Below are 22,107 nucleotides of genomic sequence, written 5' to 3'. Positions count from 1 at the left end.
AATTATGAGTCGTATTGATAATAATGCCTTTTTCGCGGACTTCAACTCGTTAGCCGATTTGAAGCGTCAAGCCCAGCAAGACCCCGACGTGGCGCTGAAGAAGGTCGCTCAAGAGTTTGAAGCAATCTTCATCAATATGATGTTTAAGAACATGCGTCAGGCCAATGAGAACATTGGCGGCGGACTGTTTGATAGTGCCCAGACTAAGCAGTATACCGAGATGATGGATACCCAGTTGGCGCAATCTTTAGCTGGGGCTGGCGGTATTGGTTTAGCCGAATCCCTAGTGCGTCAATTGCAGGGGCAAGGTGTGGGGGCATCCTCTTCTTCAGCTAATCTAGACAGCGACGAGGGCTCCGAGCAGGATTTTCTCAGACGTCTTTCTGTATTGGATATGGCGCAAGTCAGAGGCGTGACCAAGAAGGCGGCTGAGGAGTTAGCGGAGACAACCCAGAGCTTGGCGGAAAAAGCCTCTATATCGGCTCAGGATGTGGCCTTTGAAACGCCTGATAGTTTTGTTGAGACTCTTTGGCCCCATGCGCAAAAAGCTGGTGAAAAACTAGGGGTGGACCCAAGAGCTATTCTTGCTCAAGCTGCGCTGGAGACGGGCTGGGGCAAATACCCAATGGCTAAAAATGATGGCTCGCCAAGCTATAACTTGTTTGGTATTAAAGCGGATCAGCGTTGGTCGGGGGATCGTACCTTAGTCAACACGCTGGAGTTTCGTAATGGCGTCGCACAGCAAGAGAAAGCCGCGTTTAGGGCGTATGACTCTTTCGCGCAGAGTTTTGATGATTACGCTGACTTTTTAAAAGCCAGTGAACGGTACCAAAATGCCCTGCAAGCCGGGGACGATGCGGCAATGTTTGCCGCTTATCTGCAGCAAGGCGGCTATGCGACCGACCCTAACTATGCCGATAAAATTTCTAATATCCTTTCCAGTAAATGGTTTAAAACCCTTCTATAACAAGGCGTTACATATTTCTCTACAATTCCCTTAAATTCATTAAGGGAAAAACTTCTTTTTGGTAAAGTAATTGCATCAACTGACGATATAAAGGTATACGCAGTCGCGTTTTGATATTTGAGAGGTTGATCGCATGGCTAGTCTTTATTCCATTGGTTTGTCGGGGTTGCAGTCGAGTACGGCGCGCATAACGACGACTGGTCAAAACACAGCAAACGTTGATACAGAAGGCTATAGCCGCCAATCTACGGCGACAGTAAGTCGATCTGGTGGTGGTGTCTTGGTGCAAGACACCAGTCGCATTATCAACCAGTACGTTAATCAGCAGGTGTGGAGTGATACGTCAAAACACAACTTCTACGACAGCTATCACTCGATGATGACTTCGTTTGATTCTGTGATGGGCGACGAGAGTGTCTCTATTAGTAATTATTTGGATACCGCTTTTAGCTCACTGCAAAATGTGAACAGCGATCCGACGGACAGTTCTGCTCGTGCTCATGCTTATTCCACGTTTAGAGAACTGGCGGCACAGTACAATGAAATTGCTGATTATGTGTCGAACCAACGAGAGCTCGCCAGTGATGAGATTAGCAACAACGTTGAATCCATCAATAATATTACTGATCAGATTGCCTCTCTAAACGCCCAGATTTTTAAACTGGAATCGACGACTAAGAACTCAGCCAATGAGTTGCGCGATCAGCAAGAACAGTTAGTCAAGGAGTTGTCTGGTTATCTTGATGTCAAAGTGCAGTACGATGACCATAAACTGATGACGGTGAACTTAGCGTCAGGTCAGCCGCTGGTTTTACAGAGTAATAACAATGAGCTGGCATTGACCTCCGACCCAAAAAATCCTGACGGCGAGCTAGGTGTGGAACTGAGCTTCGGTCGTTACGAAGTGGCTATTCCGACTGACGAGCTGGGTGGTTCAATGGGGGGGCTGATTGCCTTTCGGGATGAGTTCGTGAGCAGTGCTGAGCGCATGTTGGGGCAGCAAGCCTTGGTGCTTGCTGACACCATGAACGAACAAAATAAATTGGGGTTGGATGTTAATCAAGATTTGGGGATTAACTTGTTTGCTACCGACAGCATTAAAACGGTAGCGAATGAAAATAATGCCAACCCTGCCGCAGATATTTCTGTGCGTGTTACCCCTGGAGCGTCTGATGAAGTGTCGACAGACACTTACGAATTGGTCATGACCTCGGCAACTGAGTTCCAACTGGTAACCTACGATTTAGATGGCCGTATCAGCAATGAGTCGGATGTTATTGATATTACGGCTTCACCGCTGGGAGAACCGATTTCTGTTCCTGGTTATGGGGTGGACATTAGCTTTGGCGGCTTAGCAGACTACAGCACAGGTGATCGCTTCGAATTTACGCCGACTAAAGATGCTGCTTCGTCATTGCGCTTAAGTGCTCGCTCTGGTGATGATTTTGCCATGGCAGCGCCAATCGCGGTATCTAGTAATGCTGCCAACCTCTCTGATGTTTCTATTTCTGTGGCGAGTGTTACGGATACAAATACCAGTGCCTTCACAGCTAATAAAACGTTGGATGTGAGTGCCCCTCAGAGTATTGCGATCAACGCCAGCGGAGAGGTTGAGATCTTCGATGGTAGTGGTTCAGGTGTACCTATTAATACGCCGGCGGTGATCACAGATTACAGCAATATTCTCGAGCAATTTGGTTTAGCCACAAGCGCTGGATTTGATATCAGTCTAGACGGTGCGCCAGAGCTCGGCGACTCTTTCTCGATTGCTTTTAACGATACTGGTGAGTCGGACAATTTTAATGGTTTAAAGTTAGCAGATTTGCAGAATCAGGCCACTGTCGGTGGTGTGCGCTCTTTCTCTACGGCCTTCTCCTCGCTGGTCACGGAAGTGGGCAGTTTAACGGCTTCCTTGAAGACTAATTCAAGTGCCAGTGAGGTGGTGATGAATCAATCGCTGGCGGCACGTGATCAGGTCTCGGCAGTGAGCTTGGATGAAGAGGCCGTGAATTTACTGCGTTACCAACAATCATATACAGCCTCCGCACAAGTTTTATCGGCGGCACAAAACACATTTTCAACGCTGATTGGCGCGTTGAGGTAGGTAAGTCATGCGAGTCACTTCTAACCTTATTTATAATCAGTCAGCCCTCTCTATGGCGAAAGCCAATGAGCGCTATTTAAAAGTCCAAGAAAAGATTGCTGAGCAATCTGATATCGTGCGCCCAAGTGACGACCCCAATGGCGCAGGTCAGCTGATGCGCTACGATGCGGACAGTAAATTACTTGAGCAGTACGAAGATAATATGTCGCTGGCGACCAATGCCTTGGAGTATGAGTCGGTCGCACTGCAAAGCATGAACACCACATTAGACTCCATTAATGTATTGATGATTCAGAGTCAAAATGGTGCCAACTCGCAGGCGGATCTCGATACCATTGCCGAAGAGATGGAAAACTTACTGCATTCCATGTCAGACCTGATGAATTCACAGGACTCGAACGGCAAGTATGTGTTTGCGGGCACCAATGCCAGCTCGCCGGCTTTTATTAAAGATGCCAATGGCCAATATCAATACAATGGCGATGAAGCACAGCGAAATGCCCAGATAGGGGACAACATCTCTATCGCGACCAATGACTCGGGCAAAAAGATCTTTCAGGATGCTTGGACACGTAATAACTTTGCCGCAGCGACCAGTGCTGGCACCGCTACGCTGAGTTATCGTGTCTCTGATCAAGCCGCGTTTGATGCGTTTCTAGAAGATAACTACAGTGCTGTGACCCCTGCCTTAAATGATTTTCAGTTAGTGACCGAGTCACCCGGTGCCGGTCAATTTGAAATCTCAGATAGCTCTGGTGTCATTGCCACAGGAAGTTATCAACCTGGTGAGCCGTTTACCTTTAATGGTATGGAATTCACCTTAACTGGGGCTGCGGGCAGTACTGTTGACTTCAGTTTGGATCAGCCAACGCGTGATAATGTGCTCAATCAGGTGCAAGGGGCGATCGACGCCTTACGTGACCCTAACTTGACCTCCGGTCAAAAAGAAGAAGCGTTACTGGATGCTTTTACCAGCATTGAGAATACCCAAGACAGCATGGCGACGGCTTCCTCTTCCGTGGGAGCGCGACTCAACACCATTGAGAATCGTACCGAGTACAGTTCTGCGAAAAAAATCTTTAACCAAACCGCCCAGGATAATATTGGTGGTTTGAATGTTTATGAGGCCACGACTGAACTGCAGTTAACTGAGACCGCTTTACAGGCTTCGCAATTGTTGTTTCAGCGAGTCAGTTCTTTATCTCTATTTAATTCGCTTTAGTCGTAAGGGGTCTAGATGGCAAAGTTTGATGTTTTAAGCTTGTATGGTACGAATGTCGACTTTGCCTACTTCAATGTTTTTGACTTGATGGATGTGCTTGGGGTCAAGGAGCGGATACTCAAAAGTGATCGAGTGGTCAGTTTGGTTAAAAAGCACGGTCGTAAACATCGTATTGTCAGTATCGCCATTCGTCAGGTGCTTCTTTCCGAGTTAAAACCCTTCTTAAATAGCAAATTCTTATCCTATGACGCGGCTTGCCAAGACCTGAATATGGGGCGTAGCGATTATGAGCGACGTTATGAGGCCGAAGAAAAGTTTATTCTGATCTGCTTTTCATTGGCGATGGGGAAATCAATCGTCAGTATCAAACATCTGAAAAGCAGTGAAGAAATCGCCAAGCTGCCACGAGAGTTTTATGCCAAGGGGAAAAGCCTCTATCAGTACTTGCGTCAGACCTTAAATGACAACACCCGAGATTATGTGCTCAGTTACAAAGAGGGGAAGTTGGATGCGGAAGGTGAATTGAAGGCTGAGCCTGCGAGTGCTGAAGCAACGCCAGTGGACGTGCCTGTGGAAACGTCGAAAGCCTCTGACATAGCAAAAAAGATCGAGCCGGTCGCCTTCACAAAAGAGATTGAAACGGCCTTATCCTTAATGGGGCAAGGGGTCGGTTTGATTGTTGAGGAAGTGAATGCTGTCCTGACAGGTAAATCGTTAGAGTTGCCAAAGTTTGCCAGTTTTTGTCAGAAGCTCAGTGACTCTTATGACCGTAATCCCTATGCCTTATTAGTGGTGAGACATATTCAAGACAGTGATGCTTATGTGGCGCAACACAGTGTGGGCTGCGCTATCCTTGCTTGCCATTTGACAAAAGCGCTCAAGCTGGATGCGCGTTATGTCCAAGTCATTAGTATGGGAGCGTTACTGTTTGATCTAGGGCGTTTTAAGCTCCCTGATGCGATGACGAAAAAGACGGGTAAGTTAACGGACGCAGAGTTTCAGCTTACCCGGAAGCATCTGCAATTTGGTGAAGCCATTTTAGCCAGCTCAGGGAAAGTGCCGAAAGTCATTTATCAAATGCTCTGGGAGCATCATGAGCGCCCTGACGGAGCGGGCTACCCACAAGGCAAAGCTGATCGTGAAATCAGCGTCTATGGTTATATCGGTGCCATTGTTGATGCCTACGATTCACTCACCTCTGAACAGCCTCATAAGCCGCCTTTGACGCCAAGTAATGCGCTGCAGAAAATGTCCAAAGAAGCGGGTTTAGCCTTTGACAGTAAGTTATTGGCCATATTTAAGCAGAGTTTGGGGATGGTGCCGGTGGGAACCTGCGTTGAGTTGAGTAATGGCCGCTTAGGGTTTGTGCTAACGCTTAATAGCCAGCAGCAGCCAGCGTTAGTCCGGCAAGTCTACAGCCTGTCTTCTAAGAGTTTTATTGCGCCCATTGATCTGGCGATCGATCGCAATAGCGAGATTCGGATCGTCAATAACGTGCTGCCATCGGACTATGGCCTCACCTTCGGGCATCATTTGAATATTTAGCCTTAAATTGTTCTAAACTTTCTCAGTATTGGTCGATAACCTATAAGAGCTTTATTTTTTAGTAGGTGGTTTTTTTATGTATGCAAAAAAAGGCATTCAGGCTTATAAGCGTGACTCTATCAGTGCGGATTTGACAGAAGCGACTCCTCACCGCGTGATTCAGCTTCTTATGCAGGGTGTATTAGAAAAGACTGCACAAGGTAAAGGCTACATCGAGCGTCGTGATATCGAAGGTAAGGCGGAAGCGCTGTCGCGTGCCTCTGCGATTATTAATGCCTTGCGCGGTGCCTTAGATCGCGAAGTGAACCCTGAGCTTTGCGATAATCTAGACTCTTTATATGAATATATGATTGGCCTGATTGCAGAAGCCAGTGTCACTATGAATGTTGAGAAGTTAGACGAAGTGATCAAACTGATGCTGACGATCAAGTCTGCGTGGGATCAAATCAGTGAAGAGGATAAGCAGCTCTCTGAGCAGATGCGTCAGGAAAGACAAGCTGCTGTTTCCGAATAATTCTGGTGGGCATATTAGCCCATTTCTATATCTGAACAATAAATTTTGCAGTGCCCGTCATGGCTGGAATAATAGACTGCCTTCAGGGTTTGCTGATCAAGCGCTAACCCTGGGTAACTGCAATCCCCTCCAGATTCCAAATGAATTGACTGCAACACTTTACCAGCCAAAGATAACTCCGCTATCTCTGTCCATTGGGGGAGCCACTGGCTTGGATCTTCGTGCCGACGATAGCCTGCTAATAATGTCTTCTTATCGGGCGCCCATACTAACTCTGGACCACCTATTCTGAATCCCAGGTCCTGCCATTGCCATTGATCGTAAGGTGGCTTTGATGTTCCCAATAAGCCAGTAGAGCTTTCCGGTGGCGTAATATCTCTGCGTAATAAACAGTATGCGGTCCCTTGTTCATCGAAGACCAATCCATGCTCATTGACATAATTACCGTCGAACTCTGTCACGCGCCGGCTCTTATAAGAGTCTAGCGAAGGGGATATTTCGTACCAGTGCAGCCCATTTTTGGGTCTAGTGCCATAGGCGAGGCCGTAAGCTTTATCTTGATGCCAGGTGATGCGCCATAGCCAATGGCTTTGCTCTGCAATTGGCGTTGGCTCTGACCATTCTCCCTGCTTATTGCGCCACGCGAAGGTTTGGCGATATTTGGGATCGGCGTTTGTGTAATACGCCGTTGCAATCAGTATCAGTTGATTGCTTGGGGAGACGCTAAGTTTCGGGTCGCGAAGGTCTGCGTTGTCAATGCGAAGGCAGCCCATATCTTGCCAACGACTTCCATCACTGCTTTTTAGGAGTCTCAAGGTGCCATCAGTAGAGTTATGCGACTCGGCTTCTCTAAAGGTGCACCACCAAGCTTCATTGAAGCGGGTTAGATCGGTGAAGGCATTATGTTCGGACGCTTGCCAGATGCTTGTTAGCTTGATCTCTTTCATGTGTGTTCGCTGCCTTGATTGTCTTTACTATAAATCTTACGCCCTATGAAAAAAAAATGAAGAAATTCCTAAAGTAAAAACTCCCTATGACGATAACTAAATCATAAGAGATACAAACAATATGTATCGCCTAACAGTTAGAATTGAGTGGAGAGATCATCATGGCTCTATATGTAAATACAAACGTTTCTTCTTTAAATGCTCAGCGTCAATTGATGGGTTCAGGCAATGCCTTAACTACTTCGTTTGAGCGTTTATCTTCTGGTTTTCGTATCAACAGTGCGAAAGACGATGCGGCAGGTCTACAGATCAGTAACCGTATGACGTCTCAGATTCAAGGTCTGAACCAAGGTATCCGTAACGCTAACGATGGTATTTCGGTGGCTCAGGTAGCAGAGGGTGCTTTACAAGAATCGACTACTGCACTACACCGTATTCGTCAGTTAGCGATTCAATCGCAAAACGGCATTAACTCAAGTGCTGACCGTGCGGCATTGCAGAAAGAAGTAACTGCTCTTGTCGCTGAAATGAGCCGTATTGCAACCACTACTCAGTTTGGTGGTGTAGATCTGTTGACTGGTGACTACTCTGCAAAATTCCTAGTGGGTGCCAATGCGGGTCAAACTATCAGCGTTAACTTATCGGGAGCTGGTGGTGCTAACTTTGGTGCTTCGGGTTTGGGTGTTGCGACAGTCGATATCTCTACTGAGGCTGGTGCATCAGCGGCATTGGCTGCCATCGATACAGCGATTACTACAGTAGATGGTAAGCGTGCCGACTTGGGTGCGGTGCAGAACCGTTTCAGCTCAACTATCCGTAACTTAAGTAATATCGTGGAAAACGTGACTGCGGCCCGTTCACGAATTAAAGACACAGACTTTGCAACAGAAACTGCGGAATTGACTCGTAACCAGATTCTACAGCAGGCAAGTAACACTATCCTTGCCCAGGCGAATCAGCGTCCTCAAGCAGCGTTGTCTTTGTTGGGAGGTTAAAAATAACCCGTTGGGGTGGATTAGGAGGTCGAGGTAAGATTGGCATCCAGCCACCAACGGGAATAATTAGAGTTCTCAATCTAACTATATTAGCCAAGCTTAATGCTTGGCTTTTTTTTGCTCTTTTTACGGAGCGACTGGGGGAGGTAGTCCCAGTTCCTGATAAATAGCATAATATGTGCCAAAATTTTAAGTTATTGAAAAGTATGAATAATATTTTTATTTAAAGGATGTATTGGCAATTATTTGCCATAAGGTGAAAAAAAAATAAAAAAAAAGGCTAAAGTTTGCCTTTAACGACCCGATAAGCTGATTAGGTAAGATGTAAAGGATTTGGGACTCTAGAGGTGGGGTTCCATATCTCCCACCTAGGTGGATATTAAGGCTGGGCAATGAATTGCCCATTTAGGAGGTCGTTATGGCTTTATATGTAAATACAAACGTTTCATCGATGAATGCACAACGTCAGTTATTGAGCTCTGGTAACAACTTGAGTACTTCATTTGAGCGTTTGTCTTCTGGTTTCCGTATTAACAGTGCAAAAGACGATGCAGCAGGCCTGCAAATTAGCAACCGTATGACATCTCAGATTCAAGGTTTGAATCAGGGTATTCGTAACGCGAACGATGGTATTTCCGTCGCTCAAGTTGCCGAAGGTGCGTTGCAAGAAACAACTACTGCGCTACACCGTATTCGTCAATTGGCGGTGCAATCTCAAAATGGTATCAACTCTAGTGCTGACCGTGCTGCCTTACAGAAGGAAGTCACTGCGCTAGTGGCTGAGATGAGTCGTATCGCAACAGATACACAGTTTGGTGGTGTAGACCTTCTAACTGGTGATTACTCTGCAAAATTCCTAGTGGGTGCCAATGCGGGTCAGAGTATTAGTGTTAACCTTTCTGGTACTGGTGGTGCAAACTTTGGTGCTTCGGGCTTAGGTGTATCGACTGTAGATATCTCCACTACAGGTGGTGCTTCTGCTGCGTTAGCATCCATTGATGCGGCGATCACTGCTGTGGATAGTAAGCGTGCAGATTTGGGTGCAACTCAAAACCGCTTTAGCTCTACTATTCGTAACTTGAGTAACATCGTTGAAAACGTGACAGCGGCACGTTCACGTATTAAAGATACTGACTTCGCAACAGAAACTGCAGAATTGACTCGTAACCAGATTCTTCAGCAAGCCAGTACTTCTATCCTAAGTCAGGCGAACCAGCGTCCTCAAACAGCGCTATCTTTGCTAGGCTAAGCGATATCCCAAGCTAATCTGAGCTAAACTAAAGAGTGGTTTAGCTCTGTTAGCTTCATTTTTATGAAGGGGGAGGGTATGTCTTTAAATGGTATTGATAACCGGTCTATGGTCGTAGGCTTCGAAGGCAGTACACTGGCTTCGACACAGAGTGTAGAGACTGAGCAATTAAAGCTCTCAGGCTCAAAAGCGGATGCTGCTCAAACGACTGAACAGGAAGATGCTGCAGCGTTAGAAGATAATCCAGCGGTGTTGCAAAAAGCCGTGGAAGATATCAATTCAATGGTTGAATCAAAAAACCGTCAGTTGAGGTTTTCAGTGGATGACTCCAGCGGTAAGCCAGTGATAACGGTGTTAGACTCGGAGAATGAAGATGTCATTCGCGAGATTCCTACAGAGGAAGTACGCCGCTTAGCGGCCAGAATTGAAGAATTGCAAAGCGAATTGGGTATGGCTACAGGATTGCTTGTAGACAGCCGAGTATAAGTTGATGGTTAGCGTTTGCTAGAAGGGGGCGAACATGTCAATAGGTGGAACGTTAGGGGTTGCTTCAGGGTTGGCGTTAGAAGACCTGGTAACTCAATTGGTCTCTGCTGAGCGGACCCCCAAAGTAAAACAGCTCGACAGTCAAAAAAGCTCTATTGATGTTTCCTTGTCTGCTTTAAGTAAGATACGTTCAGCGATGGGTAACTTTCAGAGCTCGTTAGATGTTTTAAAGTCTGCCGATAGCTTAATGCAGCGTGCAGCCACTGTCTCACACCCAGATGATCTGACACCATTTGATGTGACCACATCCGGATCTGCTAGTGCTGGCAGCTATAATATCTCGGTTGAAGCGCTTGCTTCTGGAACTCGAGCCACATCAGCTGACGGATCATTTACAGGTTCCGATGCAGTAGTGTCAACAACAGATGGCGTTTTAACTTTTGGTGCGGATGGTGACAGCTTTGATGTCGATGTGACCGCAGGGATGACGTTGTCTCAGCTGCGCGAAGCCATTAACGACAAGTCCGATAACTTTGGTGTGTCTGCCAATATTATCAATACGGGCGACCCAGCGGTAGGCTCCAAACTTGTGATCACTTCGTCTATTACCGGCGATCCGGCAACAAAAGAACTAAGCATTACCAACAACAATGCAGAGTTGGATGCGGTTTCTACGGTTGCGTCTGGCGGTGGCACGGCCATGTCTGTGATTAGTTCACAACAGGCTCATGTTAAAATCGATGGTGTGGATGCTTATTCTGATTCCAATACCATGGAAAACGTTATTCAGAACGTTTCTTTAAACTTGAAAAGTGAGACGAACGGTACGGCGGCAACGCTAGATGTGTCCACGGATACTGAAACAGTACGTGGTTATATTGATGATTTTATTTCTAAGTACAACAGTCTAGTCTCTGCCATCCAAGATCAAACTAAGTCCGGTACAGCGTCAGCTGATGGTGAATCTTTTAGTGGTGGTGGACCGTTAAACGGTAATAGTATGATTCGTGGTCTACGTGATCAGCTTAATACTGACATTGTTGGGGCTGTAGAGGGGGCTGACTCGTCATTAAATACCCTGTTTGCACTGGGGATCTCGATTAATGATGATGGCAAAATGGAGATTGCTAGCACCAACGCGTTTGGTGGGCAAACTGGTGAAGAGCGCATGACGGCAGCTTTAGAAGGTTCCTTTGACAAAATCGCCGAGCTCTTTTCTGGAGATAATGGTATTGCAACTCGAATCGAGTCATCATTAGAGTATTATACCAAGTCTAAAGGTCTATTTGACTCGCAAGAAGAAGTGCTAAAAGGGCAGTTAGAGTCAATTACCCAAAGAAGAGAAGATTTGGATCAGTATATTTCTGGTTACGAAGAAACTCTAAGAAAACGTTATGCTGCCTTGGACTCTGTTGTAGCCTCTATGTCTCAGACGTCTTCTTATTTGATGAGTCAGTTATCATCGTTACCAGGCTTTGGTGGGTCTAGCAACTAATAATCAGCCGCTATTAGGGATGAAATGAATCAGTCAGTAATCGATAGACTTGAGCAGGTAAACAACAAAATAGATCTTCTTCTATCCAGTGAGGAAGTCTCCGAAGTGGATTCTCTCTTAGCTGTTTGGTCGGAACGAGATAGTTTGCTGGAGCAGCTATGTCAGGACCAGAGCTCACTATTAGAGCACAAAGAGCGACTTAGTAATGAATTAGCCTTAACCAATAAATGGTTAGGGCTAATTCGTGCCTACAGTACGAAGCTCGGTAAAGATCTACTTTCCTCTACTAGAAATCAAAAAGCAATTCGCACTTACAGACGTTAAAAGACTGCTTCAATGTCTAACCTCTCTCCAGTAATGGAACCCTTCTTATGAAAAATATTGGTCAACTCACCCTGTCTGATGAAGCGGAACAACAGAAGCTAGAGCAAGTATTGGCGGAGTCTGTTCGAACGATTAAGCAGAATAATATTCAAGCGTTTAGTCTCTACGCCCCCTACTTATTAGATTTTTTTAATGTGTTTGGTGATGACACACTTTCAATCTTTTGTACGAAACAGGGTAAGGCCAATATTGTTGATTATTCAACAGGTCAGTGCTGGTATGGTGAAGACCCTGAGGCTGAGATAAACAGCGGCTTTAAGCATGATGTGAGCCAAGTGGCTAAAATTTCATTGCTTGAGAAAGCAGAGCAAAGCACACCCTTTATCGATTATGTAGAAGGGACACCATTTATTTCGCCTGAGTCATTTCACTCTATGCAAGGTGAAACTACTGATATTGAAGGTGGCAAGATTCCATTGCTAATTCAATTTGGTATTGGCATTGGTCATATATTGAAGGAGATGTCGGATCTTGTTGAGATCGATAACTGGTTAGTTTATGAGCCTTCAATTGAGGTATTTAAGGCGTCAGTCGATGTCTTTGATTGGGCGTCATGGCTAGAGGCGCGCGTTGAGAAGGGGCAGCAGGTTTACCTTCAGATTGGAAATAATGCAGCGACATTAGTTGAAGATGTTCAGCATATTGCCTCTGAAGTTGGCCTCACAGAAGCGTATGTTTACCGCCATTACCATCACGCAGAGATGGACTCTCTCTATCAATATTTAACCTCGTCGCTATTTTCTTGGCGTAGTTTGCTTGATGGTCAGGTTTCGTTAGTTCCTTTTACGGATTTTTGTGATGAAATTCCGCCTGTTTCTACGTCCGTAAAACTGTCTGACTCAGCTTCTTCCCGCATCTCTTGGATGGAAGCGCAACAGCGCTTTCTATTCAATCTACAGGCGTTAGAATACTACTACCCAGAAGTCGCCCAAGCATTTAGAAGCTATTCGCCGCAAAAATGGCACCTTGTGCTATCTGAAAGTAAAAAATGGAACCTGTTGCATATAGAGCGTAATGCCATGTTCTATGGTGAAGATGGTGAGAAAGAATCTAGTCGAGACCTAGAGGATTTTAAAAAGAACCCTTTAAAAGACGACCCTTTGTTAGATACTACGGGGGGAAAGCTTTGGTGGTATAAGCATTTTAGAAAAACTCATAAACTAAAGCGTTTTATTAGAGAGGCTGGCGGTGAAGCATCAGCCACAAGTTTGCCAAATAAAATCAATGGGATGATCTTATTTGGGTTAGGGCTTGGCTACCAGCTAGAAGAAATTGTGAATGGCCATGACGTAGTAAGCTTATACCTTTACGAGTCAAACTTTGACTTCTTCTATGCGTCATTATATGTGCTTGATTGGAATTGTATTCTAAAGAAACTAGATGAAAGTAAAGGGAGATTGTATCTGAACCTCGGTGATGATGGTTCTCATGCTCGAGATGACTTAGCAAATCAAATCCAAAAGGTTGGTCCCTATAATATAGTTTCGACTTACATTTATAGTGTCTACCACCACCCTATAATCCAGCAGTCAATTTTTGACTTGAAGCAAGAATTTAAAGTGATTGTTTCAATGGGGGAGTACTTTGAACATGCTCGATTCGGTATTTCACATATGCGTGAAGTTTTCTCGTCTGGGTCTGCTTACTTAGTGAAGAAAACAGCGTATGAAGATTATTCGGATTTAGTCGATTATCCAGTTTTTATCGTAGGCAATGGGCCTTCACTAGATGCCTCATTTGAGTACATAAAGAAAAATCGTGATAAAGCGATTGTGATTTCATGCGGCACAGCGCTCCGAGCGCTTTATAACTACGGCATCAGGCCTGATTTTCATGCTGAAATTGAGCAGAACCGAGCGACTTACGACTGGATTAGTAATGCCGCAGATAGAGGGTTTTTAAAGCAAATTACATTACTTTCGGTGAATGGTATTCACCCAGATAGTGCAGAATTATTTGCCAAAACCATGGTGATGTTTAAAGCGGGTGAAGCATCAACAAGAGCTTACACAACAACCGTTTGCTCCCTTCAAGATTACCCTGAATTAGACTTTGCGTATCCTACTGTGTCGAATTTAGCCGTCTCGATGATGTGTACACTGGGAATGAAGAGCTTATACCTTTTTGGGGTAGATCTTGGCTTTAAAGAGTTAGATTACCATCATTCTAAAGAGTCAGACTATTACTCTAGATTAGACTCTGATGACATCAGTGCAGAAAAGAAATCCGCTTTAGAGAATGAATATGCAAAAGCAAACGGCGTGATTCCTGTTTTGGGTAACTTTCAGGAGCGAGTTTTTACTAAGCATGAATTTAGGGTGTCAAGCCAGATTATCGAAAGGGTATTGATGTCCTATGAAGGGGTTCAGTGTTTCAACTGTAGTGATGGTGCAAAGATCCTTGGTGCGGAGCCATTGCAGCCAATGGATATCAATTTGCCAGAACAGCAATGCTCTCCTAGTGAAACGATTAATTGTTTGGTTCATAGAGTTTGTGCACCGCCAGAAGCTGCGGCTAAGCTCTCAGAGGAATTTGATAACTTTTTCAACATTGAGCACTTGAAGCGAGATGTTGATTGTCATCTTGACTGGGTGAGGCTGCAGCGTCCGACAAATGTTGTAGAGCTTGAAAGTATTTTGGCGTATCAAAGAGAGCTATTCCATAGAACATTAGCCGATAGAACCTCTTTGTTCTTCTTTTTGTTTTGGGGGAGTATGAACTACTTTTCGGCACTTTTGATAAAGCTGGCTAATACATCTATGGAAAATGATTTTTATGAAAGCCGCTTAAATGAAGCGTGGGAGCTTTGGGCTGAGTACATCGAAGAGGTTTTCTATGAGTACTACGATAACCCACTAGCGAGTGATGTAACTGCTACGAAGAATGCGAACTTTGTAGCGACTCAACCCGCTCCTATTAAGCACTGACTAGGAGGTCATTTGAATAACTTCGCTTTGACTATTCCCTTTATCATCGCTGAATTGTCTGGCAACCACGATCAAGACTTTGATACCGCTAAAGCGATGATCAAGGCGGCGGCAGACGCGGGTGTCGATGCGATCAAGCTGCAAACCTACACCGCTGATACCATGACGCTCAATGTGCGCAATGACGAGTTTATGATCGGTGAAGCGGACAGTCTGTGGCAAGGTCAGAACCTGTACGATTTATACGGCAAAGCCTGCACTCCTTGGGAATGGCATCAGCCGTTGTTTGACTATGCTAACTCTCTAGGCCTAGTGGCCTTTAGCTCGCCATTCGATGCCTCTGCCGTTGAGTTTCTCGAAAGTCTAAATGTGCCACTGTATAAAGTGGCGTCGTTTGAGCTGACCGATATTCCTTTGATTCAAAAGGTCGCTGCCACTGGCAAGCCCACCATTATGTCTACCGGTATGGCATCCATTGAAGAGATTGGAGAGGCCGTCGCGGCTTTTCGCCATATCACTGAAGCAGAGTTGGTATTGCTCAAATGTACCAGTACCTACCCTGCAAAGATGGAAGACTCTAACCTTGCCACCATTCCAGATTTAGCGCAGCGGTTCGGCTGCCGAGTAGGGTTATCTGACCATACTCGTGGTATCGGTGCAGCAGTGGCATCGATTGCCTTGGGTGCGAGTGTGATTGAAAAGCATTTTGTGCTGGATCGCTCGGCTGGGGGCGTGGATGCCGAGTTTTCTATGGAGCCTTCGGAAATGGCGGCGCTTGTTGAGAATTGCCAACAGGCGTATGCGGCGATTGGCTCGGTCAAATACGGTGGCTCCGAAGCCGAACAAAAGGCCAAGAAATACCGCCGCTCGATTTATATTGCCCAAGACCTACCGGCAGGCACTTTGCTGCGTCCTGAGCATATTAAAATCATTCGACCTTCATTGGGTTTGGCGCCAAAGCACTGGAATGAAGTCATTGGTCGTACGTTAAGTACGGATGTTCAGTTAGGTCAGCCATTATCATGGGACATTCTCGACTAAAAGTAGTCATACGCGCCGATGCTTCCGTACAAATCGGTATGGGGCATCGTGTGCGCAGTGAAGTACTTGCTGAGGCCTTCTCTGAGCAAGGCGCCGATGTTCGCTTTGTCGTGCATGCCTCATGTGCTGACTTTGCAAAGGACGGTGACTTTCTTTTTGAGTCTGAGTCAGAATGGCATGAGTTGGCCTGCCAGGCAGATTTCTTAGTACTGGATCATTATGGCTATGATGCGGCTGCGATTAATGAGCTATTTCAGCTTAATCCTAACCTTCTAGTGTTAGACGATAACAACAATCGCGGTGCTTTTTACTGCCGTTGGCTGCTCAACCCCCTTTCTCTTTCCTATACGCAAAGCGTGCAGATCCCTTTAACGGGAGGCCGATTTGCTTTATTGCGTTCACAGTTTTCTCGTCAACAAGTCCAGCAAGAACTAAAGCGGCAAAAACTGCTGTTAACTTTTGGTGGCACGGATCCGCTTGAATTGACGCTACCTTTTATTAAGTCCTTGTTAGAAAAAGGCTTTCCTTCGGAATATCTGCTGGTTATGGTAGGCTCTGGCGTGCAAAATGCTAAAGAAATTGAGGCCTACTGCCGACAACATACTATTGAGTGCCAAATAGGCGTTAGCCAAGTATCTGAGTTGATGGCTCGAAGTCGATTTGCCATTTCTGCGGCAGGCGGCACCTTATTTGAGCTGGCTTGTATGGGCGTACCGACGCACTTTATTCAGGTGGCAGACAACCAGAAAGATGCCCTTACAGAACACACTGCATTAGGCTGGTGTGCCGCGACGGACTTTATCGGCTGCGAGCCGAATAAGCGCTCGGGCTTGGTGGATCAAGTGGTTAATAATGTTTTAATCGCTTGGCAAACAGACTTGAGTGAACGCTCACACTTGGCACGTGAATGTGTTGATGGATTAGGTGCCTGGCGTGTGGTTGAAACCCTATTGACGTCTCACTTGGTAAAATAATTTAGCCCTGATGGGGGACTATGGCAGTCATATTTAAGCGCTACCAAATTGAGTTTAGAGCCATTGAACAAGGTGACATTGAGCAATTACGTCAATGGCGCAATCGTGATGATATTCGTTTGATGATGGTGGATCAGAGTGAAATCTCTCCAGCGCAACAGCAGACATGGTTTGAGCGCTTAGGTACGCACAAAAATCGCCACCATTTTGCCCTATGGTTTCGTGATCAATTAATTGGTTATGCCAATGCCTCTTTAGATGAGTCGGAGAGTGCAAGCACAGGGCTGTACATTGGTCATGAAAAATACCGTGGCAGTATGCTCGCCCTATGCGTAGGGGTTGGTTTAAGTGAATGGTGTTTTGAGCAACTGCCGATCACCAGCATTAGCGCCCAAGTGGCGCCCCATAATCAGGCGGCGTTACGTTTTAACGAAAGCTTGGGCTATAGAGTGCTCGAACAAAATGACAGCTGGGTCTTTCTCAGTAAAACACAACAAGAATTTGAGCAAGCGAGAGAGCGTTTATTGCCGCTTTTGTCGCGTTTCTTGTAAATAGATAGTCTTCATAATCGAAACGTTTGAAGAATAGGTACCGATTACTATGACAAATAACGAGCGTTTGGTTGCAGCCTTTGCCAGCAGTTTAAACATTGAAGCGAGCCAAGTGGTGGATGAACTAGAGTACAACACCATTCCACAGTGGGACTCTGTCGCGCACATGGTATTAGTGGCGGCGTTAGAAAAAGAATTTGATGTGATGCTAGATATGGATGACATCATCGAAATGAGTTCGGTGAAAATCGCCAAAGAGATTCTCGCAAAGCACGACGTTGCATTCTAAATACGGATAAAAGGCTCTCGCAATGCGCCCACTCGATCACTGCCCGTCACAGCCAACTAAACAAGCCGTACTGATTACGGGCGCCACCAGTGGTATAGGTTTAGCCTTGGCGAAAACGCTTGCCGAACAAGGCTATGGGGTGGTGGTTAACAGTCGCAGTGAAGCGGATTGTGTAGCCCTTGCGCAGTCGATTGGTGGTTTTGCGTTACCCTTTGATGTGACCGATGAAGCGGCGTTAAAAGCAGCCTTTAAAACATTAAATGGCTATTTGCGTGACAACGAGTTGACCCTATACGGATTGGCTCATTGCGCCGGTTCTATGCTTACCCAGCCGTTTCACTTTACCAACGTGGCCGCGTTGCAGCAGATGTTGAATGAGCATGTGGCTGGGGCGTTTTTACTCAGCCAGTGGTCGTCCAAATTAATGATGCGTGAGCAGCAGGGGACGATTACTTTACTGTCCTCTGTGGTAGCGCAGCAGGGCAGTATTGGCCAAGTGGCCTATGCTTCCGCCAAAGCGGCGATTGAGGGCATGACTAAGTCCCTTGCCAAAGAATTAGGTCAGTACGGCGTTCGTGTCAATGCAGTGGCCCCTGGAGTGATTGATACACCTCTAATCGCTGAATTAAGTGATGAGCAACGCGGCACTATACAGAAATCGACGGTACTTAAACGCTTAGGCCAGCCGCAGGATATTGCGCAGGTATTGGCTTTCTTGCTCAGCAATCAATCGGCTTTTATGACAGGCCAAGTGCTTTCTGTCGACGGCGGCTTGCAGTTGCCCTAAGGATTCATCATGCAGCTTATTGAACGAATCAAACAACACACTGGCATTGCTCTGATCGATGCTCAGCAAACCGTGTCTTATGGGCAATTGGTTCAGCAAGCCGAGCAAGTAGCGAGCCAATTAGCTGCTCATCAATTGGTGGCCTTGGTGATGGACAATAGCGTTGCCGCCATTGTCGATTATCTGGCGTGTCTGATGGCGCGAGCGCCGATGATCTTATTAAGTGATGCTGAACAGCTTGAGCTGTACACGGAATATCAGCCCAATTTCCTGTTACACAGCAATCAGGTCTCAGCGCTGACGCCATTGAGTGTAGGACAGAAAGCGCATGACGATTTGCGTCTGCTACTGTCCACGTCTGGCAGTACTGGGTCGCCGAAAATGGTGCGTCTTTCTGCCCAGAATCTAGATGCCAATACTGCTGCCATTGTGGAATATCTAGAGCTTGATAGCACAGCGCGTTCCATTACCTCGCTACCATTAACCTATTCGTTTGGCTTGTCGATTCTGAATTCCTATCTGTGGGCAGGGGCGAGTCTAGTGGTTACTGAGACAAGCATTACCGATAAAGCCTTTTGGACCATGATGAAAGAGCATGCGGTGACGTCTTTATCCGGCGTGCCGTTTCATTTTGAAACCTTGCAGCGTTTACGCTTTTTCAATATGTCACTACCGGCGCTTAAGGTTTTTACCCAAGCGGGTGGCAAGCTGCGTAATGAAGTACTTCAGGCATTTGCTGAACACTGCCAAGTCAATCAGCAACGCTTTTATGTCATGTATGGACAGACCGAAGCGGCGCCGCGTATTGCTTATCTACCCTCTGAGCATTTGCTAGAAAAGCTGGGCTCCATCGGTATTTCCGTACCAAGGGGCAAGCTGTCGTTGGTGGATGAAAATGGTCTTGCAATCACGGAGCCGGATCAAGAGGGTGAGCTGGTCTATCAGGGCGAGAATGTCATGATGGGCTATGCTGCAAACCGAGATGACCTAGGTTTAGGGCAGGGCGAGTCTGTTTTGTATACCGGCGATCTTGCTAAGCGTGATGCAGACGGTTACTTCTATATTACTGGTCGTAAAAGCCGCTTTATTAAAATGCAGGGCAAGCGTTTAAGTCTTGCCCACCTTGAAGAAACGTTAAAACAGCGTGGTGTCACAGAGAATGCCTGTTTAGGCCAAGAAGATAAGCTGGTGATCGCCTATGCGGATGCGCAGCAACAAGCTACGATTGAGGATTACCTTAAAGAGCTCAATATCCATCCGATGTTTTATCAGCTATTACTGCTTGAACAGATTCCCCATACCAACAATGGCAAGGTCGATTACCCGACTTTAAAACAGCAGGCGCGTTTGTGAGTGATAGAAGTATGAGCGATTGGAAGTCCCTTGAGGTCTTTGGCCTTGCCAAAGCGGAAAAGCAGGCTTGGTTGCTGGATCAACTGAATCGTCTGACGCAGCATCATCAAGTACATTGCGAGCCTTACGCAAACTTGCTTGCAGGCCAAGGTCAACAAGCGGGCGTTGCCGCGTCGTTGGATGCAGTGCCATTTGTGGCCGCTCGGTTATTTAAAATGCTGCGCCTAAGCAGCACCTTGCCAGACAATGTGTTTAAGACACTGACGTCCTCTGGCACGACCTCTCAAGTGAAGTCACAAATCGTCTTGGATCGCGATACGGCGGCATTACAGTCTAAAGTGCTAGTTTCTCTGTTGTCCTCTTTTACGGGTAAGGCGCGCCGCCCCATGCTGATCATCGATCACGATGGATTAACCGGCGATAAAGCGGGCTTTTCCGCCCGTGGCGCAGGGGTGCAGGGGCTTTCCTTTTTAGGTCGAGATCATACTTATGCGTTAAATGCCGATATGACGCCTAACTGGCCAGCCATTGATGACTTCATGGCAAAATATGCCAATGAGTCTGTGCTGATTTTTGGTTTTACCTTTATGGTATGGCAGCACTTTATTCAGCCATTAATCGCCTCTGGTCGATCAAATCAGTTGCCTCAAGCCTTGCTGTTTCATTCAGGTGGCTGGAAAAAACTGCAAGACCAAGCGGTGTCTAATGACACTTTCAAAACCACTGTGCGTCAAGCCCTTGGGAAAGAAGTTGCGGTCCATAATTTCTACGGCATGGTCGAACAAATTGGTAGTGTGTTTGTGGAATGTGAGCAAGGTCATTTGCATGCGCCCAGTTACGCCGATGTGATTATTCGTCAACAAGATACGCTAGCTGAGCAGGACGTCGGTGAGACTGGCTTAATTCAAGTGCTGTCCTTTATCCCGACCAGTTATCCAGGCCATTCGATCTTAAGCGAAGACCTTGGCCGCCTGTTAGGTGAGGATGATTGTCCTTGTGGTCGCAAGGGGCGTTATTTTGAAGTGCTAGGGCGTTTACCCAAAACCGAAGTGCGAGGCTGCAGCGATGTCTTCTAATATTCGACTTTGGGCTGGCAACTCAAACTTTCTACACTGGACGCGCACGACCGTGGCGGCCTTTTCTAGTGAGCGTATAGCGTTTCTTAGCACTCTGTCACAACGACTACTTGCAGGAAATTACAGTGCGGCATTAAAAGCATTGGGTTTTTGGCTGCGTGAATCGCAACTGCGCCAATGGCAGCAAGAGTACGCCAACGATGACAAAGTCATGCTGGCCCCAGTAGGGCGAGTATTGATTGTGTCGCCTTCTAATGTTGAGGGCTTATTTGCCTACAGCTGGGCATTGTCCTATTTAATGGGTAACCAAACCGTAGTGCGTGTTAGCGAACAGCTGACCGACGATCAGCAAGGTTTGTTTGCCTTATTAGAGTTATTGGATAAACAAAGTGCAGGGTTGTCTGAACAAGCTTTTATTAGCTACGACAAACGCTCTGATTGGACGCAAACGCTGAGCCACTTGTGCCAGCTGCGGATGCTGTGGGGCAGTGATCAAAGTATTGAATCCATTCGTCAGATTGTACTGCCAGCTCAAGCCCAAGAATGGGTCTTCCCTGATCGTTACTCGGTCAGTGTGCTCCATCTAACGGAAACGGATGTACCGCAACTGTCTAAACTAGCAGAAGGTTTTGCACGAGATGTAAGTACTTACCAACAGCAAGCCTGTGCGTCACCCAAATGGGTGTTTTGGTATCAAACTGATAAAACCTTACAGCAGCAGTTCTGGCAGGCCGTGGATACGTATTTAGTGAGCGCCTTTCCTAGCAACGAGCGACTGGTGGCCAGCCAGTATTTGTGTGCTTTGGGTGGCACGCAAATACATCACGGTAATATTCATGTTATTGAAGCGTCGACGATTTTAGATAGTGAGCAGAGCTTGATTGGGGTGGTTGGCCAGACAGGCGTTGCTGATATGACAGAGCTCGCTGGTTTGCTTCCAGATAATCTTCAGTCCGTGACGAATCATGGCTTAGAAAAAGAAAATAAAACTGAGATAGCAAATCGCTCTAATATTCGACAATTTAGCGCATTGGGTCAGTCACTCAGTTTTGATTTGGTTTGGGACGGTGTAGACCTCTTTTCATTGCTCAGCAGACGAGTACGCTGTTACTGACAGCGTACTATAAAAATCTAGCTGGAATCGGTGAAGCTTTGTCTATCAATGCCGATAACCCCTTATAGAGGTGAAAGGCTGTGCTCC

General features: G+C 46.3%; 19 protein-coding genes. 18 read left to right on the top strand and 1 reads right to left on the bottom strand.

Annotated features, from left to right (window positions below; all coding sequences use genetic code 11):
• The first annotated feature begins 4 nt into the window (after nt 1-4).
• From flgJ to fliS, 5 genes are all read left to right on the top strand, one after another.
• Nucleotides 5-967, top strand: a complete 963-nt coding sequence (gene flgJ / locus MAQ5080_RS01445; RefSeq protein WP_067204470.1) for a flagellar assembly peptidoglycan hydrolase FlgJ — start codon at nt 5-7, stop codon at nt 965-967.
• A 133-nt stretch (nt 968-1,100) separates the two neighbouring features.
• The gene (gene flgK / locus MAQ5080_RS01440; protein ID WP_067204467.1) at nt 1,101-3,071 is read left to right on the top strand and encodes a flagellar hook-associated protein FlgK; all 1,971 of its coding nucleotides are present in this window, start codon (nt 1,101-1,103) and stop codon (nt 3,069-3,071) included.
• Nucleotides 3,072-3,078: 7 nt separating this feature from the next.
• The gene (gene flgL, locus MAQ5080_RS01435) at nt 3,079-4,293 is read left to right on the top strand and encodes a flagellar hook-associated protein FlgL (protein WP_067204464.1); all 1,215 of its coding nucleotides are present in this window, start codon (nt 3,079-3,081) and stop codon (nt 4,291-4,293) included.
• Nucleotides 4,294-4,308: 15 nt separating this feature from the next.
• Nucleotides 4,309-5,838 (top strand): HD-GYP domain-containing protein, encoded by a 1,530-nt coding sequence (locus tag MAQ5080_RS01430; RefSeq protein WP_067204460.1) that lies wholly within the window; start codon nt 4,309-4,311, stop codon nt 5,836-5,838.
• A 76-nt stretch (nt 5,839-5,914) separates the two neighbouring features.
• Nucleotides 5,915-6,352 (top strand): flagellar export chaperone FliS, encoded by a 438-nt coding sequence (fliS, locus tag MAQ5080_RS01425; RefSeq protein WP_067204457.1) that lies wholly within the window; start codon nt 5,915-5,917, stop codon nt 6,350-6,352.
• Nucleotides 6,353-6,366: 14 nt separating this feature from the next.
• Here fliS and MAQ5080_RS01420 read toward each other — a convergent pair whose 3' ends face one another.
• Complete coding sequence (locus MAQ5080_RS01420) at nt 6,367-7,299, bottom strand: hypothetical protein (RefSeq protein WP_067204453.1); 933 nt, start codon at nt 7,297-7,299, stop codon at nt 6,367-6,369.
• Nucleotides 7,300-7,460: 161 nt separating this feature from the next.
• Between MAQ5080_RS01420 and MAQ5080_RS01415 the strand changes: the two genes are divergently transcribed.
• From MAQ5080_RS01415 to MAQ5080_RS01350, 13 genes are all read left to right on the top strand, one after another.
• Nucleotides 7,461-8,294: a flagellin domain-containing protein gene (locus MAQ5080_RS01415; RefSeq protein ID WP_067204450.1), complete on the top strand. Its 834-nt coding sequence runs from the start codon at nt 7,461-7,463 to the stop codon at nt 8,292-8,294.
• A 418-nt stretch (nt 8,295-8,712) separates the two neighbouring features.
• Nucleotides 8,713-9,543: a flagellin N-terminal helical domain-containing protein gene (locus MAQ5080_RS01410; RefSeq protein ID WP_067204447.1), complete on the top strand. Its 831-nt coding sequence runs from the start codon at nt 8,713-8,715 to the stop codon at nt 9,541-9,543.
• 78 nt (nt 9,544-9,621) lie between these two features.
• Nucleotides 9,622-10,029: a flagellar protein FlaG gene (locus tag MAQ5080_RS01405; RefSeq protein WP_067204444.1), complete on the top strand. Its 408-nt coding sequence runs from the start codon at nt 9,622-9,624 to the stop codon at nt 10,027-10,029.
• A gap of 34 nt (nt 10,030-10,063) precedes the next feature.
• Nucleotides 10,064-11,524 (top strand): flagellar filament capping protein FliD, encoded by a 1,461-nt coding sequence (fliD, locus tag MAQ5080_RS01400; protein WP_067204440.1) that lies wholly within the window; start codon nt 10,064-10,066, stop codon nt 11,522-11,524.
• Nucleotides 11,525-11,895: 371 nt separating this feature from the next.
• Nucleotides 11,896-14,835, top strand: a complete 2,940-nt coding sequence (locus tag MAQ5080_RS01390; protein WP_067204432.1) for a 6-hydroxymethylpterin diphosphokinase MptE-like protein — start codon at nt 11,896-11,898, stop codon at nt 14,833-14,835.
• A 12-nt stretch (nt 14,836-14,847) separates the two neighbouring features.
• Entirely contained in the window at nt 14,848-15,876 is a 1,029-nt protein-coding gene (gene pseI, locus MAQ5080_RS01385; protein ID WP_067204429.1) for a pseudaminic acid synthase, read from the top strand.
• Nucleotides 15,858-16,850 carry a UDP-2,4-diacetamido-2,4,6-trideoxy-beta-L-altropyranose hydrolase gene (pseG, locus tag MAQ5080_RS01380; RefSeq protein WP_067204425.1) on the top strand — a complete coding sequence of 331 codons (993 nt, stop codon included), beginning with the start codon at nt 15,858-15,860 and terminating at the stop codon, nt 16,848-16,850. The genes pseI and pseG overlap by 19 nt, the downstream gene beginning before the upstream one ends.
• Before the next feature lie 20 nt (nt 16,851-16,870).
• Nucleotides 16,871-17,401: a GNAT family N-acetyltransferase gene (locus MAQ5080_RS01375; protein ID WP_067204422.1), complete on the top strand. Its 531-nt coding sequence runs from the start codon at nt 16,871-16,873 to the stop codon at nt 17,399-17,401.
• Nucleotides 17,402-17,450: 49 nt separating this feature from the next.
• Entirely contained in the window at nt 17,451-17,690 is a 240-nt protein-coding gene (locus MAQ5080_RS01370; protein ID WP_067204418.1) for an acyl carrier protein, read from the top strand.
• 22 nt (nt 17,691-17,712) lie between these two features.
• Nucleotides 17,713-18,477 (top strand): SDR family NAD(P)-dependent oxidoreductase, encoded by a 765-nt coding sequence (locus tag MAQ5080_RS01365; protein WP_067204415.1) that lies wholly within the window; start codon nt 17,713-17,715, stop codon nt 18,475-18,477.
• A gap of 9 nt (nt 18,478-18,486) precedes the next feature.
• The gene (locus MAQ5080_RS01360; protein ID WP_082860963.1) at nt 18,487-19,830 is read left to right on the top strand and encodes an AMP-binding protein; all 1,344 of its coding nucleotides are present in this window, start codon (nt 18,487-18,489) and stop codon (nt 19,828-19,830) included.
• A complete protein-coding gene (locus tag MAQ5080_RS01355; protein WP_197464538.1) occupies nt 19,827-20,906 on the top strand; it encodes a LuxE/PaaK family acyltransferase in 1,080 nt (359 codons plus the stop codon). Before MAQ5080_RS01360 ends, MAQ5080_RS01355 begins: the two co-directional genes overlap by 4 nt.
• Complete coding sequence (locus MAQ5080_RS01350) at nt 20,896-22,020, top strand: acyl-CoA reductase (RefSeq protein ID WP_067204409.1); 1,125 nt, start codon at nt 20,896-20,898, stop codon at nt 22,018-22,020. Before MAQ5080_RS01355 ends, MAQ5080_RS01350 begins: the two co-directional genes overlap by 11 nt.
• Nucleotides 22,021-22,107 lie beyond the last annotated feature (87 nt).

This window comes from Marinomonas aquimarina, assembly GCF_900089755.1.
In the GTDB taxonomy this organism is placed as follows: domain Bacteria; phylum Pseudomonadota; class Gammaproteobacteria; order Pseudomonadales; family Marinomonadaceae; genus Marinomonas; species Marinomonas aquimarina.
This window is presented reverse-complemented; position numbering and strand designations above follow the sequence as displayed.

What these genes read in the sequence shown, in the direction of transcription:
- flgJ (WP_067204470.1), top strand. Translation starts at nt 5, where the DNA reads ATGAGTCGTATTGATAATAATGCCTTTTTCGCGGACTTCAACTCGTTA.
- flgK (WP_067204467.1), top strand. Translation starts at nt 1,101, where the DNA reads ATGGCTAGTCTTTATTCCATTGGTTTGTCGGGGTTGCAGTCGAGTACG.
- flgL (WP_067204464.1), top strand. Translation starts at nt 3,079, where the DNA reads ATGCGAGTCACTTCTAACCTTATTTATAATCAGTCAGCCCTCTCTATG.
- MAQ5080_RS01430 (WP_067204460.1), top strand. Translation starts at nt 4,309, where the DNA reads ATGGCAAAGTTTGATGTTTTAAGCTTGTATGGTACGAATGTCGACTTT.
- fliS (WP_067204457.1), top strand. Translation starts at nt 5,915, where the DNA reads ATGTATGCAAAAAAAGGCATTCAGGCTTATAAGCGTGACTCTATCAGT.
- MAQ5080_RS01420 (WP_067204453.1), bottom strand. Translation starts at nt 7,299, where the DNA reads ATGAAAGAGATCAAGCTAACAAGCATCTGGCAAGCGTCCGAACATAAT.
- MAQ5080_RS01415 (WP_067204450.1), top strand. Translation starts at nt 7,461, where the DNA reads ATGGCTCTATATGTAAATACAAACGTTTCTTCTTTAAATGCTCAGCGT.
- MAQ5080_RS01410 (WP_067204447.1), top strand. Translation starts at nt 8,713, where the DNA reads ATGGCTTTATATGTAAATACAAACGTTTCATCGATGAATGCACAACGT.
- MAQ5080_RS01405 (WP_067204444.1), top strand. Translation starts at nt 9,622, where the DNA reads ATGTCTTTAAATGGTATTGATAACCGGTCTATGGTCGTAGGCTTCGAA.
- fliD (WP_067204440.1), top strand. Translation starts at nt 10,064, where the DNA reads ATGTCAATAGGTGGAACGTTAGGGGTTGCTTCAGGGTTGGCGTTAGAA.
- MAQ5080_RS01390 (WP_067204432.1), top strand. Translation starts at nt 11,896, where the DNA reads ATGAAAAATATTGGTCAACTCACCCTGTCTGATGAAGCGGAACAACAG.
- pseG (WP_067204425.1), top strand. Translation starts at nt 15,858, where the DNA reads ATGGGACATTCTCGACTAAAAGTAGTCATACGCGCCGATGCTTCCGTA.
- MAQ5080_RS01375 (WP_067204422.1), top strand. Translation starts at nt 16,871, where the DNA reads ATGGCAGTCATATTTAAGCGCTACCAAATTGAGTTTAGAGCCATTGAA.
- MAQ5080_RS01370 (WP_067204418.1), top strand. Translation starts at nt 17,451, where the DNA reads ATGACAAATAACGAGCGTTTGGTTGCAGCCTTTGCCAGCAGTTTAAAC.
- MAQ5080_RS01365 (WP_067204415.1), top strand. Translation starts at nt 17,713, where the DNA reads ATGCGCCCACTCGATCACTGCCCGTCACAGCCAACTAAACAAGCCGTA.
- MAQ5080_RS01360 (WP_082860963.1), top strand. Translation starts at nt 18,487, where the DNA reads ATGCAGCTTATTGAACGAATCAAACAACACACTGGCATTGCTCTGATC.
- MAQ5080_RS01350 (WP_067204409.1), top strand. Translation starts at nt 20,896, where the DNA reads ATGTCTTCTAATATTCGACTTTGGGCTGGCAACTCAAACTTTCTACAC.